General features: G+C 45.5%; 11 protein-coding genes and 1 pseudogene. 6 read left to right on the top strand and 6 right to left on the bottom strand.

The genetic code is table 11. The annotated features are described in order from the left end of the window. Positions 1–15 precede the first annotated feature (15 nt). From T538_RS0116760 to T538_RS0116770, 3 genes are all read left to right on the top strand, one after another. Positions 16–3,981, top strand: coding sequence for a type I restriction endonuclease subunit R (locus tag T538_RS0116760; protein ID WP_081834905.1), 3,966 nt, complete (start codon positions 16–18; stop codon positions 3,979–3,981). A 331-nt stretch (positions 3,982–4,312) separates the two neighbouring features. Then, positions 4,313–4,621, top strand: coding sequence for a helix-turn-helix domain-containing protein (locus T538_RS0116765; RefSeq protein WP_031533166.1), 309 nt, complete (start codon positions 4,313–4,315; stop codon positions 4,619–4,621). 9 nt (positions 4,622–4,630) lie between these two features. Beyond that, entirely contained in the window at positions 4,631–6,121 is a 1,491-nt protein-coding gene (locus T538_RS0116770; protein ID WP_031533167.1) for a type II toxin-antitoxin system HipA family toxin, read from the top strand. A gap of 106 nt (positions 6,122–6,227) precedes the next feature. Here the strand turns inward: T538_RS0116770 and T538_RS0116775 are convergent, their stop codons facing one another. The 5 genes from T538_RS0116775 to rho all read right to left on the bottom strand — a co-directional run bounded on the left by T538_RS0116775 (position 6,228) and on the right by rho (position 11,970). Continuing rightward, positions 6,228–6,851: an SAP domain-containing protein gene (locus T538_RS0116775; protein ID WP_031533169.1), complete on the bottom strand. Its 624-nt coding sequence runs from the start codon at positions 6,849–6,851 to the stop codon at positions 6,228–6,230. Next, on the bottom strand, positions 6,848–7,393 hold the full coding sequence (locus T538_RS19100) for a DUF3781 domain-containing protein (RefSeq protein WP_081834906.1): 546 nt from the start codon (positions 7,391–7,393) through the stop codon (positions 6,848–6,850). Before T538_RS19100 ends, T538_RS0116775 begins: the two co-directional genes overlap by 4 nt. 18 nt (positions 7,394–7,411) lie before the next feature. Continuing rightward, a complete protein-coding gene (locus tag T538_RS0116790; protein ID WP_031533172.1) occupies positions 7,412–7,957 on the bottom strand; it encodes a ClbS/DfsB family four-helix bundle protein in 546 nt (181 codons plus the stop codon). 426 nt (positions 7,958–8,383) lie between these two features. Further along, the gene (locus T538_RS0116795; protein ID WP_034539467.1) at positions 8,384–9,871 is read right to left on the bottom strand and encodes an SLC13 family permease; all 1,488 of its coding nucleotides are present in this window, start codon (positions 9,869–9,871) and stop codon (positions 8,384–8,386) included. A gap of 134 nt (positions 9,872–10,005) precedes the next feature. Further along, entirely contained in the window at positions 10,006–11,970 is a 1,965-nt protein-coding gene (gene rho / locus T538_RS0116800; RefSeq protein ID WP_031533176.1) for a transcription termination factor Rho, read from the bottom strand. Positions 11,971–12,190: 220 nt separating this feature from the next. Here rho and T538_RS0116805 point away from each other — a divergent pair, with 220 nt between their 5' ends. From T538_RS0116805 to T538_RS0116815, 3 genes are all read left to right on the top strand, one after another. Then, a complete protein-coding gene (locus tag T538_RS0116805; RefSeq protein WP_031533178.1) occupies positions 12,191–14,071 on the top strand; it encodes an ABC-F family ATP-binding cassette domain-containing protein in 1,881 nt (626 codons plus the stop codon). 103 nt (positions 14,072–14,174) lie between these two features. After that, positions 14,175–15,113 carry a hypothetical protein gene (locus T538_RS0116810; RefSeq protein WP_031533179.1) on the top strand — a complete coding sequence of 313 codons (939 nt, stop codon included), beginning with the start codon at positions 14,175–14,177 and terminating at the stop codon, positions 15,111–15,113. A 145-nt stretch (positions 15,114–15,258) separates the two neighbouring features. Next, positions 15,259–16,302 carry a PfkB family carbohydrate kinase gene (locus T538_RS0116815; protein WP_155993339.1) on the top strand — a complete coding sequence of 348 codons (1,044 nt, stop codon included), beginning with the start codon at positions 15,259–15,261 and terminating at the stop codon, positions 16,300–16,302. Between the two features lie 299 nt (positions 16,303–16,601). On the opposite strand, the pseudogene T538_RS19105 reads toward T538_RS0116815, so the two are convergent. Then, positions 16,602–16,856: pseudogene (locus T538_RS19105) on the bottom strand (transposase); the annotation flags it as partial.

A 16,856-nucleotide genomic window follows, 5' to 3' on the forward strand; every position in this document is an offset into this window, starting at 1 on the left:
AAATAAATTGGGATTATGGCAAAATTAACGAACATCAACGGCCACTTTGTGGAGAGCGATTATGAGAATGCTCTCATCGCTTTCCTTGAAAGAGAAGGATGGCAATACCTCTATGGTGACTCTATAACAAGAGCCAACCGATGGAGCAGCGAGAGCCATCCGAGCTTGCTCGAAGATGGCCGAGTCGCGACAGAGGAAGACGCAGTCAACAGAAAAGAAGTGCTCAATATGGTGGACTTGCTTCAGTTCTTAAAGGATAACAACAAGAACGTGAAGGACGAGGAACTGCAACGGATAGCAGATAACGTCAGATTGGTAGGTGCCGATTCTGATTTTGCCACATTGCATAAAGTTTATAAGTGGATGGTGAATGGTGTGCCTGCCGTTGATAAAGACGGAAGGCCAACGACAGTCAACTTGATAGATTTTGCGTGCTTAGATAATCCGCAGAAAGAGAACACAAATATCTTCCGCGTTGTCAACCAGTTTACAGTGGAATACATCAATAACGGTGCAGTAAAGAACCGCCGTCCTGATGTGCTGTTATACGTAAACGGAATACCCGCCTGCGTGATAGAACTGAAGAATCCTGCCGATGCCAATGCCACGATTGAAGATGCTTGGGAACAAATCAACATCCGCTATTGGCGAGATATTCCAGGACTGCTTCATTACTGTCCTTTGGCTTGTATCAGCGATGGAGTAAAGACACGATTAGGAACTGTCCGCACGCCTTACGAACATTTCTATGCTTGGAGACGTGTAGAGAATGGCGACAAGGTAAGCACCATGCCTTTCGATGAATTGGAGACAATGGTGAGAGGTGTTTATCGTCCGGAAAGATTTTTGGAGATATTCAGAGACTATGTGTATTTCCAAGATGAGAACTTTGACAGCGATGAAAAGGAAATAGTATGCCGTTATCCGCAGTTCTTTGCCACACGACTTCTCAAAGAGAGCGTCATCAAATCGGTGAAAACAAAAAGCGGTAAAGGTGGAACTTACTTTGGAGCCACTGGATGCGGTAAGACCTATACGATGGCATTCCTTGCCCGTCAGCTATCGTTGCGTTGCGCAGCAGAGATAGGTTCACCTACGATACTGATGATTGTTGACCGCGAAGACCTTCAGAAGCAAGGCGCAAAACTCTTTACCAAGAGTACTGAGTTTCTGGGGTTGGGCGAGGTTTCTGTTGTGCCAAGTCGTAAAAAGCTCCGTGAAGAACTTAGTCTGAGAGATAGTGGAGGTTTCTTTATCTGCACTATCCAAAAGTTCTGCGACAGGAAGGATGACCCGATTGGACTTGTCAACGACCGAAGCAATATTATTTGTTTTAGCGATGAAGCACATCGTACACAGATTGAAGGCTCAAAGCGTATTCAGTTCAGCGAGGATGCCGACGAGAATATGCGTGCCATGATATCAAAACCATACGCCAAAGTGCTGCGAGAAGCCTTGCCAAATGCAACATTCGTAGGCTTTACAGGAACACCTATTGCAGAAACCTATCAGACTTTCGGTGACGAGATAGACCGCTACACGATGGATCAGGCTGTGGCAGATAAGATAACAGTGCCTATCAAGTATCATCCTCGCATAGCCAAAGTGTTGCTAAATCAGGAGAAGGCCAAAGAGATTGAGGCATATTATGCCAAATGCGCAGACGAAGGTTCGACCAAAGAAGATATTGCAAAGAGTAAGAAAGCCATGAGTTCGTTAGAGATGATTCTTGGCGAACCCGACCGTCTGGAAAAACTTGCCGTTGATATTCATGACCATTACGTATCTTCCGTAGCCAACGACCCAGACAGAGTACAGAAAGCAATGATAGTCTGCTCAAACAGAAAGATTGCTTACGACTTGTTGCTGAAGTTCAAGTCTCATTACCCTGAATGGTTTGATGAAAAGAAGACTCCAGAAGGTGTCAAAGTATCGCCAGAAGAGCTGAAAGAACTGAAGGAAATGCCGACTATCGCCATGGTAGCCAGCGTGGGAAGCAATGACAAGGCAGAAATGTACAATTATCTTGGTGGAGTAAAGAACGACCAACGTTCGGAAGACTTGGATGCTGCCTTCAAACAGGTACATTCCAATTTCCGAATCGTGATTGTTGTGGATATGTGGATAACGGGATTCGATGTGGAATGTCTTACCTACATGTATAACGATAAGCCGTTGCAGAAACATTCGTTGATACAAACCATCAGCCGTGCCAACCGAAAATTCCCCGGCAAGGAGTATGGTTTGATCGTTGACTATATCGGCATTCGCGACCAGATGATGGAAGCCAGAAAGATGTATGGTGGAGACAATTCCGTTGCATTAACCGAAGATGATATAGAACAGGCTACTCTCATCTTCCGTGAGTACATGGAGATTTTGAAGGCATTGTTCAAAAATCATGACCTGACTCCATTCCTGAATCCTGATACCGATCCTGCAACCAGATACAAACTATTGGCAAAGGCTGCGGAGTTTGTATTCTCGTCAAACGAGAACTTCAACTCTGTCAGCAAGGATGGAAAGAAAACAAAGAAAGTTACTTTCAAAACCTATTTTCTGCAAAATGTGAAGAGGATGCGAAAAGCTTACGACCTTTGTCAACCTTCGGGAGAACTTGGTGAGGAGGAGTCGGCATTGGCACAATGCTTCATGGCTATTGCCGGTATGGTATATAAGATGAATGGTACTGACGCACCTGATACCGACACCATGAATAGACGGGTGGCAAAGATGGTGGAGGAAGCCTTGAAGTATAATAATGTGGAGAGCATTCTTGAAGAGGGTGAGGAAATGGATATTTTCGGACCTGAGTTCACGGAAAGGCTTGAAGACATCAAGATGCCAGCCTCAAAACTGGAAACGCTGATAAAACTTCTTCGTAAGCAAATCACAGAATATGGCAAGACCAATCAGGTAGCATCGAAGAAATTTCAAGAAATGCTGGAAGCCACCATTCAGGAGTATCACGACAGACGTAAATTCCTATCAGAGCAAGAGGCTGGTGCAACACAGGAAGCCACTGCGGAAAGTATTATCAAGAATGCCACCGAGCAGGCTTTGAACATACTTAAAGGAATGCAAGCAGACCGCGAAAGTTTCCGTAAGTTAGGACTTACTTTTGAAGAAAAGGCTTTTTATGACATTTTGATTCATCTAAGGGACAAGAATAGTTTTGAATACGGAGAAGACAAAGAGGTGAATGGTATTGTTGTCAACGATAAGTGTAAGAGTCTTGCTTGCAAGATTCGAGATATCATTGATGCAAAATCGTCCTTTGCCGATTGGCTCAATAACCAGCGAGTTCGTGACCAGTTGAAACAAGACATCAAGATTTGCCTTGTCAAGAATGGATATCCTCCTCAGTACACTCCAGAAGTGTTCCGCGAGGTAATGGAGCAGGTGGAGAATTTCAAGGAGAACGAAGAAGTGGAAGATAATGATGTAAAGACTACTTCTGCACCAACGATTTATATGTATCCTCCAATTGAAGAGGAAGGCGAGATGATGGTTGCAGCAGAAGATATCTTTATTTATGGTAGCATTCCCGTTGACCTGCCCAATACGAAACGAGAAGAGTTGACCAATGGCAAATTGGACTTAGTCCTGATGTACGCTATCGGTAGTGGTGCTCGTCAGAAGACAGAAACTGCTGGTAAAATCGCATTGGGCATAAAAGAAGGTATGCTGAAGGATGAGCAGATGATAGCATATAAGAGCATCAAATACATGATGTTCCATTATTGGAGTAATCCGAAGGCTTATCTGTTGACCAAAGAACCTGCATTGGTCAATAGGGATAATGTTCCATCAGAGTACTTGATTCGCCTGGAGAAGGATGCCGTTAAGTATCTGTTATTGGATTACAATCCATGTCAATCGGTTGATTTGGATAATCTTAACATCCTGAAGACACAGCGTAGAGGTGAAATCAGATATCTCCCATTTGTAACCACAATAGAAAGTATTGTAGATGAATAGCGTTCTTCTTGAACTTTGATGGTATAAAAAAAGCAAGCACGAGTCGGCAAAAACTGTCGGACTCGTGCTCTTTTTTCTAAACTTATTATCGCATTATTCTGAAAGCCTCAACTTCAGAGCAAACTCGTCTAAAAGGCTGCTATGAACTTGCGTATGCTTGTTGAATTGAAATGGTTGAATATCAGAATATTTGCTACGGCATTGTATTTACTTCGTAAAAATCTTTGTTAGTTCAAGTAAATGTCTTATTTTTGCCATCATAAATATCAGTATGTTGATAGTAAGTGCGGATATTAGTATATAAATATCACTTTAATGATAGTTAAGATATATGGAAGATCTGTATGAGTATTCTACGCCCGAACTTGTTCGTTTGCTTGGCTCTCGTTTCAAGGAGTACCGTATGCGTTGTAACCTCACACAGAAGGAGGTTGCTGATTTGTCGGGCATTGGTCTGACAACAATTCATAAGTTTGAAAACGGCTCTGCTGGCAATGTGTCTTTGTCAACGTTTATTCTTTTGCTGAAAGTTGTCGGTCAGATAAATGCCTTGGACGAGCTGCTGCCAGAGCTGCCAGAGTCGCCTTACCTCATGCGTAAGGATGAGAAGAAGGCGCAACGTATTCGTCACTCGAAATAACCAACAAGAATGATAAAGTCATTAAAAGTAATTCTATGGGGTGAAGAAATCGGGAGGTTGGCTTGGGACGAACGTCGCAGACTATCGTACTTCACCTACAATCCAGAGTTTGTCAAGAAGGGACTGAACGTGTCTCCTCTTGTTGCGCCTGTAAGTGGAGTAAGGGCACTTGCTCCAGTTTGGGGTGAGGATGCTAAGATTTATCAGAGACTTCCTTCCTTTCTTGCTGATTCTCTGCCTGATGCATGGGGAAATCAACTCTTCGAACTTTGGCGTCAGCAAAATCACCTTGCAGGTTCCGAAATCACTCCACTTGATAAACTGTCATTTATCGGTAAACGAGGAATGGGAGCTTTAGAGTTTATGCCTGAGACCAGCCATGAGCGTAGGGCTGAGAAGATAAATATGAAATCGCTGGCAGATTTGGCAGAACGTGTCTTTGCAGAACGAGAGAATGCACGTATTTTGCCTGAAGAATCTATCACCATGCAATCGTTGCTAACTGTTGGAACTTCAGCCGGTGGTCGTCAGCCAAAGGCAATTCTTGCCATAAACAAAAATACTGGCGAGATTCGTAGCGGTCAGATTCCGGGATTGGAAGGGTTCGACTACTATATCTTGAAGTTTGGTAATTCTGATTACAGTTCCGCCGAACTTGAGATGGCATATTATGAACTGGCTACGCTTGCTGGCATCACTATGATGCCGTCCGAATTGTTTTCGGTAGGAGATAGCAAGCATTTCATTACCAAAAGATTTGATCGCGATGGGGAGAGAAAGGTTCACACACAGACTCTCGCTGCAATCTGTCCTGATGCCGACAGCTACGAACAACTTGTTGCTGTATGTCGTAAATTGCATTTGCCTGCCTCCGACTGTCAGGAGGTATTCCGCAGAATGGTGTTTAATATTCTGTCGAACAATACAGATGACCATAATAAGAATTTTTCTTTCATCATGGACGAGAATGGCTCGTGGAGGTTGTCTCCAGCCTATGATGTTACATATATTTTTGATAGGGGAGGTTTCCTGCCAAACGAAGAGCATTGTATGTTTGTCCGTGCAAAACTTCGTGATATCAGCCGTAGTGATGTGGTAGAATTTGCTCGTGACAATGGTATACGCAGACCAGACGAAACAATTCGTTGTGTTGTAAATTCTTTGAAGCGGTTTCGACCTGTTGCCGTAAAGCATGGTGTGGCTGATGAGTGGATAGGTAGGGTTGAGAAAACTCTTATCGATAATCTGAAATCGTGGGGCGAATGGGACGATAAATCTCAGTTTTCAACAGCCGAAATAAACGGTCATGTAGTAGAGAATATGCGTATTGAGGAGACATATAAGGGCAATTATCATCTGTACGCAAATATTGACGGAAAAGAACGTAAGTTTGTCGTTAGTAAGAACAAGGATGAATTTTCTTTAATAAAAGAGACTGGTTTGGCAAATCTAACTAATGACCAGCTCAAAGCAATGGTTATAAAATATTTTAAGATATAGATACACCAAAGAAAACTTCTTGGAGATTCTGAAAGAACTTTGATGGTATAAAAAAGCAAGCACGAGTCGCAAAAGTTGTCGGACTCGTGCTTTTTTTCTAAACTTATTATCGCATAATTCTGAAAGCCTCAACTTCAGAGGCAAACTCGTCTAAAAGGCTGCTATGATAGACTTTCGGGCGCGTTGAGGTGCGAACCTTTTTCCACAGAACGGAGGCTGCCTTCAGTTCGTTGGCGAACTGCGCGCTCTTCTCGTCGGCGCAGAAATCCTTCAGGAACTTGTTCCATTGGCACGACGAGTTGTCGTATTTAGCGTACGTTTTTGTGCCGTGGTAGATACCGAGCATATCGCGGAGAGTGAACTCCGCGTCGTTGTCCTCCTTCACCTTTTTGGCGGTCGCCACCATGTCGGCGTTGAACTTAAAGTTCTTCGTGCCAGTCTGCTGTGCAAAGAAGTCCCTGAATTTCTGACTGAAACGGAAGTCACATTCAAGTAGTTTTGTATCTAAAGTAAGAACCGTAGCAGTTGCTTTTGGACTTTTCTTAATCTCTTTGCTTCGAACGATATTGCCCTTGAAATACTCTGCAATGTTTCGGTTGAGTTCGGCTTTCGTTCCGGATGACGATATGCCGAGTTGCTTGCAAATCTGCTGCAACTCTTCTCTGTACCAGTAGAATTTTGAAAAATCCTCGAACGATTTTATTTCGTTGAAAGGTGGTCGGACTGTCATTTCCTGTGCGCCGTTATAATTGTGTAACTGTTTGCATTTACGGTAATTACGATGTCGCCGATTTCGCAGTACCAGTTTTTGCCGTCTCGTGAAATCTTACATTCTCCTGATGCGATTTTCTGTTTGCAGAAATCAACGGCGTCGATGCCGGCGAGCTTCAGATTACGGCAGATACGGTCGGCTCCAAGCGGAGTGGTGTGGATTTTTTCGAGGTTCTTCAGTAGAATTTCGGGATTCGACAAGTCATTGTTTTTCAAGAACTCCTTCATCTCCATTTTGATGAATCCTGCAATCATCTCGCGATAGATTCTTTCCACCATATCGGGATTTGCGCCGTATGCTTCAGCCTTGGCGCGAACCTTCTGAATAACCTTCTCTACGCGCGAGTTGTCCCTCACGCCTTCCTCGTTCTTCTTGAACCTCGAAGCCTGCGACACGAACGTGCCTCGCTCGGCAATCAGTCTGATTATGCTGTCGTCTATGCGGTCGATGTTTGAGCGAACCTCGTCGAGGCTGTTATATTCTTCTTTCTTTAAGTCCATAATGTTATAGCTGTTATCTTACGATATTTTCTTGCAATGCTGCTTAATCTTTTTTATTGCCCAGTCGTAGTGGCTCGATGTTGAACTTACGAAGTATGAGCCCAAATCGGTTGTACCTGTCCACGGAAAATATTTCTTCGTGAAGAGTTCTTCGTTAGAGAATGTCTCAGCCAATGCGATTACTTTCTGATGCGTGTCGGCAAGCAGACTCATGGCATCGTCGAGACTTGTATTCTGATGCCGTTTCCATATCTCAACATTCATTTCGCCGTAAGTCTTCCACGAATATCCGGTAGGCAGAAACTGGAATGTGATTGCGCTTTTGGTGTTCGTGTTTTTCTCTACGAAGTCGAGCAGCAGCAACTGCCATTCGTAAAGATGGACGAGCACGTCGCGCACGTTCTTGTCGCGTCTCCAATGCGCCTCTTTCTTCTTCTCGTCGTCCGAAAAATCGAATGGGGTATTCATTTGGCTGTCAGACATCTTGTTAATCAAATTCATCAGATTTGAATAGTTCTCGCTTGCAAATTTCAGCAAGTCTTCTTTGTTTCGTGCTCTTGGCATGTGTTTTGGTTTATTAGTTTTCGTTTGCAAAGATACTAATTTGAAAGCAAATCACAACACGACCTTATATAGCGATTGAGGAATAAAAAAAAGCGCCACCTCAAACCGAAGGTAATAGGTGGTGGCGCAGACAGAAAGCGGTAAAGACCAACAATCCATCTTTTTGGCAAATATAGCCACAAAACACTCAAAAGTCAAATTATTAACAGAAAATTTTGAGTTATTCAATAAAAATGACTCATTTATTCACAAAAGAAAGGAGATTTCAACAAATAAAGAGCAAAAAAACACCCCCCGAGCTGTATTTCCGTTTGCGAAGATAATATTTTAGCGTAACAAAAGCGTCATACTTCTTCATAAAAAAAGGAGAAGAAGCCGCCGTGGCTTCTTCTCCCTTGATATTTCGTATCCGTGAGAGATCCTTGTCTATCCGAGTACTCCTGTCTTTCCGATGAAAATCAGCATCGTATATCCAAGAACCAGCGAGATTACGCCGATAAGGACGCCAATCTTTGCCATCTGCGAAGTCTTGACAAGTCCGGTTGAGTAGGCAATGGCATTCGGAGGCGTTGAGATAGGCAGAGCCATGGCGAAAGATGCCGACAGAGCCAGTCCGATGATAAGCGTAGTAACGCCGCCGTAAGGCGCAAGTTGTTCGGTCATGCCCTTGGCAACAGCCGACAGGATTGGAACCATGAGAGCTGCCGAAGCCGAGTTGCTGATAAATGTTGAGAGGAACCAACAGATGATACCGCTGCCCACAAGGACGAGCATCACGTTCCATGTGTTGAACGGAATAGACTCAACCAGAGCCTTTGCCAAGCCTGAGTCCTTCATTCCAACGCCGAGGGCGAAACCGCCGGCAACCATCCACAGAACAGCCCAGTCAATCTGTTTCAAATCCTGCGAAGTGACGATGCCGAGGGCGCAGAATGCGCCGACAGGGAAGAGGGCAACAACGTATGAGTTAATGCACACAATCTTTTCGAGCATCCACAAGGCGATGGTCATTGCCATAATGATGTAGATGGCTGTTGTTTCCCAGCCCTTCTTTGCGCCGCCTTCAATCTTGAACTCAATCTTGTCTGAGCTGAATTTGTACACGTTCAGCAATATGAACCATGAGATAAGAAGGATTACGAGCATCAGCGGAAACATAACCATCATCCACTCGGCAAAGCCTATGTCCACGCCAATCTCCTTCAGTCCGCCGATGGCGATGCCGTTTGGAGGCGTTCCGATTGGGGTGGCAATTCCGCCCACGTTGCAGCCGATAGGGATGGCAAGTGCCAGACCGATGCGTCCGCGTTCAGACTCAGGCATGTTCTTTAGAACAGGGGCGAGGAAGGTGAGCATCATGGCCGCCGTTGCCGTGTTTGACACGAACATTGAGAAGATTGCCGTAACAAGAATGAAACCCAGCAGCACAGTCTTGGAATTTGTACCGAAAGGCTTCAGCATTATTCGCGCAAGCGATACGTCCACGCCGCTCTTTGAGGCCACGAGAGCCAGAACGAATCCGCCCATGAAGAGCATTACCGTTGGGTCGGCAAAGCAGGCGATGATAGACTTGTAGCTGATTAGTCCGACTGGCTGCATCGCGCCGGTCTTTGCATTCTCTACAAGCTGGTCGGCAGGGAAAACTGAGGGGTCGATAAGTTGCACAATGGCGCTGTCGCTCACGGTAAACAGCATAACCACGATGATGAGCACCGACGTAACCCATGCCGACACTCCTTCGAGTATCCACATAAGGGCGGCAAAAACGAAAATAGAGATCATGCGCTGCTGGATAATTGTGAGTCCTTCAATGCCGAAAGATTCAGATGGTAGCAACCATAAAATCAACGTAACAATGATAACAAAGGATATTTTTAGTCCCTTGATCATAACATCATTTAATTTAAAATCCATCTTATCTAAGTTTTAATTATAATATCATCCGTTGGATTTGAGAGTTAACACAAAGGTAGTAAATTTATTTTTTCAGCCAAAATATAAAGATAAAAAAAGGCTTTCTCACAAAGAAAAAGCCTTTTTAATATTTTTTATGAGTTCATGCTTGCAAGGAATTCCTCGATGCTTCGCGATCTGTCGAGGCGGTCTCTTACGAAACTCATAGCCTCAACCGGGTTGCGGTCGCTTATGAACTTGCGCAGAATCCACATTCTGTCGAGCGTTGTCCTGTCATGCAGCAGGTCGTCGCGTCGTGTGCTTGATGCCATAATGTTCACGGCTGGGAAGATACGCTTGTTTGCAAGGTTGCGGTCTAGTTGAAGTTCCATGTTACCCGTACCCTTGAACTCCTCGAAGATTACGTCGTCCATCTTAGAGCCTGTATCAGTAAGAGCCGTTGCAATGATGGTGAGCGAACCGCCGTTCTCGATATTACGAGCCGCTCCGAAGAATCGTTTTGGTTTCTGAAGCGAGTTAGCCTCAACACCACCAGAAAGAACCTTTCCTGATGAAGGCGAAACGGTATTGTATGCGCGTGCCAATCGTGTGATGGAATCGAGGAAGATAACCACGTCGTGACCGCTCTCAACCATTCTCTTTGCCTTCTCCAGAACGATGTTGGCAATCTTAACATGGTGCTCTGCGCTCTCGTCGAAGGTAGAAGCGATAACCTCGGCGTTTACTGTGCGCGCCATGTCGGTAACCTCCTCAGGACGCTCGTCGATGAGCAGCATCATAAGGTATGCCTCCGGATGATTCTCGGCAATGGCGTTGGCGATGTCCTTCATAAGGATTGTCTTACCTGTCTTTGGCTGAGCCACGAGCAGCGCACGCTGACCCTTACCGATAGGGGCGAAGAGGTCGACAATACGTGTCGAGATATTCTCTGTTCTACCTCCGCAGAGGCGGAACTTCTCTTCTGGGAACAAAGGTGTAAGATGCTCGAATGCCACGCGGTCGCGAATCTTCTCCGGCTCCTGACCGTTGATAGACTCAACCTTGACCATAGCGAAGAACTTCTCGCCGTCCTTTGGTGGGCGGATTGTTCCTTCAACAACGTCGCCGGTCTTCAGTCCCTGACTCTTAATCTGCGATACGCTCATATAGATGTCGTCTGGCGAAGGCAGGTAGTTGTAGTCGGATGAGCGTAGGAAGCCGTAGCCGTCTGGCACAACCTCGAGCACACCTGTGCCCTTGATGATGTCGCCAAAGTCGTATGGCACAAATTCCTGAGCCGCAGCAACCGGCTGATATGGAGTCTCAGCCTGATATTCCGGCTGTGCGTTGTTCTCAACAAGATTCTCGAAGCGAGAGAAGTCAACCGGCTCGTTGGCTGGTCTTGCAGGCTCGCTGTACTGCGAGTAACTTTCTTCTGGCTCACCGTAAGGATTAACCGGCGCAAGACTGATGATTCTGAATGTAACGCCATCGTCGCCAAGCAGTTTCTTAGGCTTGTGGTCTGGGTTGAACTCAGACTCCGGAACGACGTACTCTTCTGATGGCTTAGCCGCCTCTGGGGCATTTACGTCGATAGGCTCGTCGAGTTCGCTGCCCGATGCCTTGTCCGATGTGCCGAACTCAGCCTCAGGAACGCCCGTGAAGGCTGCCTGCTCGTCCTGTGCTTTGGCAGGCTGCTCAACGATGTCAGCCTCGGCAGCCTCTGGAGTTGCCGAAACAACGCTCTCGGTAGCGGCAATCATTGCTGCTACTGCCTCCTCAACCTGCTTTGCCGATTTCTTTGGGGCTGATTTTTTTACTGTAGGCTTTTCTTCCTGTTTTTCCACAGAATCAGAAGTTTCTTCGTTAGACTGTGCTGGTTCTTCGTCGGCTTTTTTAGCCTTTGCGGTTGTAGCCTTCTTAGTTGTCTTTGCGGCTGCCTTCTTCTTTGCAGGGGCTTTTTCTGCCTTCTGCGATGCAGTTGCTACCGCTTGCTCATCAATTATCTTGTAGATGAGGTCTTCTTTTTTAATTTTAGAAATCCCTTTCAGACCGAGTTCTTTTGCTATCGTCTGCAACTCTGTAAGATCTTTCTTTTCAAGTTCCGATATTATATACATAAGTCAATAAACCGTGGTGCTGAAATCAGCCCCTACGCGTTAAGTATTTATGATTAAAATCAAATTATTTAAATGGAAATATTTATTGTAAAGTTTAGGGCGTAGAAAGTTTCCCTTAACCAATAAACGATGCAAAAGTATAAAAAAAATCCAAACAACCTACTTTTTCTTTGCTTTTTTTGGTTATCTTCGCACAACTTTTAACAAAAAGCATCTATTTATGGCAGCAGTAAACCCATATTTACAAGTTGAGAACCTGACAAAGTCGTTCGGCGATCAGGTGTTGTTCGAGAATCTGACTTTCGGTCTTGCCGAGGGACAGCGTGTTGGTCTGATAGCCAAGAACGGAACTGGAAAATCCACTCTTCTGAGCGTTCTTGTGGGCAAGGAGGGAAAGAACAGCGGCTCTATTATATATAGGAACGACCTCACGGTTGGATATCTCGAACAAACTCCTACTTATCCCGAAGGGCTGACCGTGATAGAGGCTTGCTTCCAGAACGGTAATGCTGTTGCCGAACTCGTAAGGGAATACGAGAAATGTATTGAGACACCCGGAAATCCGGGACTCGACGCGCTCATATCGCAGATGGAGCAGCACGATGCGTGGGACTACGAGCGTCGCGCCAAGGCTATTCTGTCGCAACTGAAGATTCGCGACTTCGACCAGCCAATCTCGCAGCTCTCGGGCGGACAGGTTAAGCGTGTGGCTCTTGCCAATGTGCTGATAAACCGTCCCGATCTGCTCATTCTCGACGAGCCTACCAACCACCTCGACCTCGACATGATTGAGTGGCTCGAAGACTATCTGAACCGTGCCAAGCAGAGCCTTCTGATGGTTACGCACGACCGATATTTCCTCGACCGTGTGTGCGACACGATTTACGAGCTCGACGATAATGTAATATATTCGTACAAAGGAAATTACAGTTACTATCTCGAAAAGCGTCAGGAGCGAATCGATGCTCATAACGCCGAGATAGCACGCGCCAACAATCTCTATCGTACCGAACTCGACTGGATGCGACGCATGCCGTGCGCCCGCGGACACAAGGCGCGCTATCGCGAAGAAGCTTTCTACGAGCTCGAAAAGGTTGCAAAGCAAAGAACTTACGACAAAAAGGTCGAACTGAATCAAAAAAGTTCGTACATTGGCAACAAGATTTTTGAGGCAGATAATCTGTGTAAATCGTTCGGCGACAAGAAGATACTCGATAACTTCAGTTACATCTTTTCGCGCTACGAGAAGATGGGCATCGTAGGCGAGAACGGAACGGGAAAATCAACCTTCATAAAGATTCTGCTCGGCTTGCAGACCGTTGACAGCGGCACGCTCGACATTGGTGAGACTGTTAAGTTCGGCTACTACTCGCAGGAGGGAATGAAGTTCGACGAGCAGATGAAGGTTATCGATGCCGTGCGCGAGATTGCCGAGGTAATAGACTTGGGCAACGGCAAGAAACTAACGGCGAGCCAGCTCCTCAACCACTTCCTCTTTCCGCCCGAAAAGCAGCACAACTACGTCTACAAGCTAAGCGGTGGCGAGAAGCGCAGACTATATCTCTGCACGGTTCTGATGCAGAACCCAAACTTCTTGGTACTCGACGAGCCAACCAACGACTTGGACATCGTAACCCTTCAGATTCTCGAGGAATATCTGAAGAATTTCGGCGGATGCCTCATCGTTGTGAGCCACGACCGATATTTCATGGATAAAGTGGTTGACCATCTGCTCGTGTTCAACGGTCAGGGCGACATCCGCGACTTCCCGGGCAACTATTCGCAGTACCGCGAGTGGAAGGATGCCAAGGAACATTTTGAGAACGAAAAGCAGAAGGCCGAACAGCAAAAAGAAACTAAGACTCAGAAAGTTAGGGTTGAAAGCAAACGTAAACTGTCGTTCAAGGAGAAGAAGGAACTTGAACAACTTGAAAAGGACATCGAGAAACTCGAGGCCGAGAAGAAAATGCTCGAGGAAATGCTTTGCAGCGGCACGCTTTCTGTCGACGAACTGACCGAGAAATCGAAGCGTCTGCCAGTCCTGAACGATGAGTTAGACGAAAAGAGCATGCGTTGGCTTGAGTTAAGCGAATTTGCATAAATGAGTATCGTTTTATTGCATTTTAAGAAAATTATATTACTTTTGCAGTAATTAACACAATTTTAGAAAAGCGTATAAAGCCAATATTCAGTAATTTATGAAAATGTCAGGTGGATTATTCTTTGAAAAACTCGATAGAAGGGTAGACTCAACCGTCTCGGGTTGGGCCCGATATATAGACAATGGCAGTTTCTTTAAAGACCCTATTTCAATTATATATAGACTGATTGCTTTTATCACGATGATTTTTCCGCTCTACTTGCTTCTCAAGGCATACGACAGCGGTTTCTTGTCATCGCATACCGAAGGTAAGCTGCTTGCTTTGGCTTTGATGCTCATCTTTCTGGCAGTTCCTATCTGCTGGGTGTCGGGAAGCATCTGGTGGTATCGTTCAAGAGAACTGAGCACCATAACAAAGGGTAATTCATACTTCGTTACCACTCCAATTTTTGCCCATCTGCTGCGTACATGCGGCGAGGCGTACGGAATGTTGTTCTGCGTTTTGGGCTGTGTGGTAAATGTTTTCCTCTCAATTTTTGATGTCGATTTATTCCTGTTCCGCTTTATCGACTACGGAACGAAGGGCGTGATAATGTGTCCGCTCGTGGGATATTTCATTATAATCATAACAAGATTCTTGTCCGAACTTATTCAGGCGGCGGTAGATGCTTTGTCGGCTAAGTTGCCGAATGCATCGGGAAACGCTCAGCAGAATGCTTCTGATGCGCTTGCTGCCGATGTTTCTGCCAACGAGGCGGAGAACTACGACAAGGCAGAGCGTTCGTTTTCCGAACAACCGATTAATCGTCAGGCAGGCAACGCCGCCAAGCGCAGAGTGCTGAATCTTAGGGTTCTGGCAATCCTGCTTATTGTTGCCATTTGCAGCATCGCGGCAATTCTCGTCTTGTCTGGTCATCAGCGCGAGGCTTCGCCAAAGACAGAGGAGGAACTCTTGTATGAGCAGGCAATAGGCAAGGGTGAGGGCTACGATTTCTCGGGAGAAGTAGAAGAAAATCAAGACGAACAGAAATCGAAAAAATAAGGTCGGAAATCACTCCCGGCGAATAATTAAAATATTGCAGAAGATGTGATATTTTAATTATTTTGATATTTTGTGTGCGCACACTATTTGATATTTCAAAAATAAGTTGTACTTTTGCTGACATAAAACAAAAATGCATACAAACGTGAAAAATCAGATTGTTACTTTTGGAGAGATTCTACAGCGTCTGTCCAAACCGGGATGTTTAAGATTCCCTCAAGGCGTGTCTTACGATAGTATTTTCGGTGGCTCGGAGGCAAATGCAGCCGTTTCTTTGGCAATCTTCGGCAACGACGTGCAGTTTGTAACCCGTCTGCCTAAAAACGGAGTGGCAAAGGCTTGCTGCATGGAACTTCAAAAGTACAATGTAAAGACAGACAATATTGTGTATGGTGGCGACCGCTTGGGCATCTACTATCTTGAGCAGGCTGCGGCAATGCGCAACTCGTCGGTTGTGTACGACCGCAACGACTCGTCGTTCACAACGCTTACAACTGGCATGATTGACTGGAACAAGGCTCTTGCCAACGCTAAGATGTTCCATTGGAGCGGAATTGCCTGCGCCATGTCTTTGAGTGCTGCCGATGCAACGTTCGAGGCGGTTCGCGAGGCTTCGTCGCGAGGCGTAACCATCTCGTGCGACATCAACTTTCGTAAGAATCTCTGGAAATACGGAAAGAAAGCCGAAGAGATATTGCATCCTATTCTCGGCTACAGCGACATAATGTTCGGTACTGAGCAGGAATTCGAGATTGCAACAGGCGTTAAGCCAGTTGGCTTCAAGGCGCAGAGTGCCGACGAGGAGATTGACGCAGAGGCTTACAAGGCTTGGGGCGAGAAGGTTCAGAAGGCTTATCCGCGATGCAAGGTGTTCGTTCTTGCTCTCCGTAACCAGATTACAACGAACCATCATCTGCTCACAGGCTTGATTTATCAGGAAGGAAAGCTTTATACAACTCGCATCTACGACATCGAGCCAGTGGTTGACCCGATGGGAGTGGGTGATGCTTTCATTGCGGCTTATCTTCATGCTCAGTACAGATATCCAGACGATGCACAGCATTGCTTGGAGTTCGCGCTTGCGGCTTCGGCTCTGAAGAACACTATTCCGGGCGATTTCAACCTTATCTCCGAAGAAGAGGTTGAGAACTTGCGAGGCGGTTCGGCCAACGGTCGCATTCAACGATAAACAAGGACAACAAACAACCAACGCAAACATACACCATAGATTGGTCGCGGAATTAACAAGATTTCCGTGTATTTTCGAAACAAAAGTGTTGCATCGGTCACAAACAGACGATGCGGCACTTTTTTGTTTGAAAAAACTTTTCTGCAACATCCTAAATTTAAGATTTTTTGATTATATTTGTCTGATAAATTATCAAATTAAAATATTGCTGTCCGGTAAAACTCAAAAGGCAATAAAAATCCTCCCCGAAGCCCAGTAAATATGCGCCTCGGGGTCTTTTTTAAAAAAAGTAAGCCCCCTCAATCAAAAAATGTGGGTTCTGGTGGTGCTTTCTGCGTCTCTTTCGCAACTATGTCATTCCAAGTTCTGTCCGGCTTTTCCATAAACCGAATGAAGTCGATGTAGTACATGAGCGTAAGGCGTATCATGGTGACAACTTGCGAGAATGCGCAGTTTCGTTTTATGCTTCTTGAGAGGACCGTTATGAGCAGATTGGCAATGAGTACGACCCACGTCTGTACTTGTATGGCATTGACGCTGTCACCATAGAAGAA

The organism is Bacteroides sp. Ga6A2 (assembly GCF_000702225.1).
GTDB lineage: Bacteria > Bacteroidota > Bacteroidia > Bacteroidales > Bacteroidaceae > Ga6A1.

What these genes read in the sequence shown, in the direction of transcription:
- T538_RS0116760 (WP_081834905.1), top strand. Translation starts at nt 16, where the DNA reads ATGGCAAAATTAACGAACATCAACGGCCACTTTGTGGAGAGCGATTAT.
- T538_RS0116765 (WP_031533166.1), top strand. Translation starts at nt 4,313, where the DNA reads ATGGAAGATCTGTATGAGTATTCTACGCCCGAACTTGTTCGTTTGCTT.
- T538_RS0116770 (WP_031533167.1), top strand. Translation starts at nt 4,631, where the DNA reads ATGATAAAGTCATTAAAAGTAATTCTATGGGGTGAAGAAATCGGGAGG.
- T538_RS0116775 (WP_031533169.1), bottom strand. Translation starts at nt 6,851, where the DNA reads ATGACAGTCCGACCACCTTTCAACGAAATAAAATCGTTCGAGGATTTT.
- T538_RS19100 (WP_081834906.1), bottom strand. Translation starts at nt 7,393, where the DNA reads ATGGACTTAAAGAAAGAAGAATATAACAGCCTCGACGAGGTTCGCTCA.
- T538_RS0116790 (WP_031533172.1), bottom strand. Translation starts at nt 7,957, where the DNA reads ATGCCAAGAGCACGAAACAAAGAAGACTTGCTGAAATTTGCAAGCGAG.
- T538_RS0116795 (WP_034539467.1), bottom strand. Translation starts at nt 9,871, where the DNA reads ATGGATTTTAAATTAAATGATGTTATGATCAAGGGACTAAAAATATCC.
- rho (WP_031533176.1), bottom strand. Translation starts at nt 11,970, where the DNA reads ATGTATATAATATCGGAACTTGAAAAGAAAGATCTTACAGAGTTGCAG.
- T538_RS0116805 (WP_031533178.1), top strand. Translation starts at nt 12,191, where the DNA reads ATGGCAGCAGTAAACCCATATTTACAAGTTGAGAACCTGACAAAGTCG.
- T538_RS0116810 (WP_031533179.1), top strand. Translation starts at nt 14,175, where the DNA reads ATGTCAGGTGGATTATTCTTTGAAAAACTCGATAGAAGGGTAGACTCA.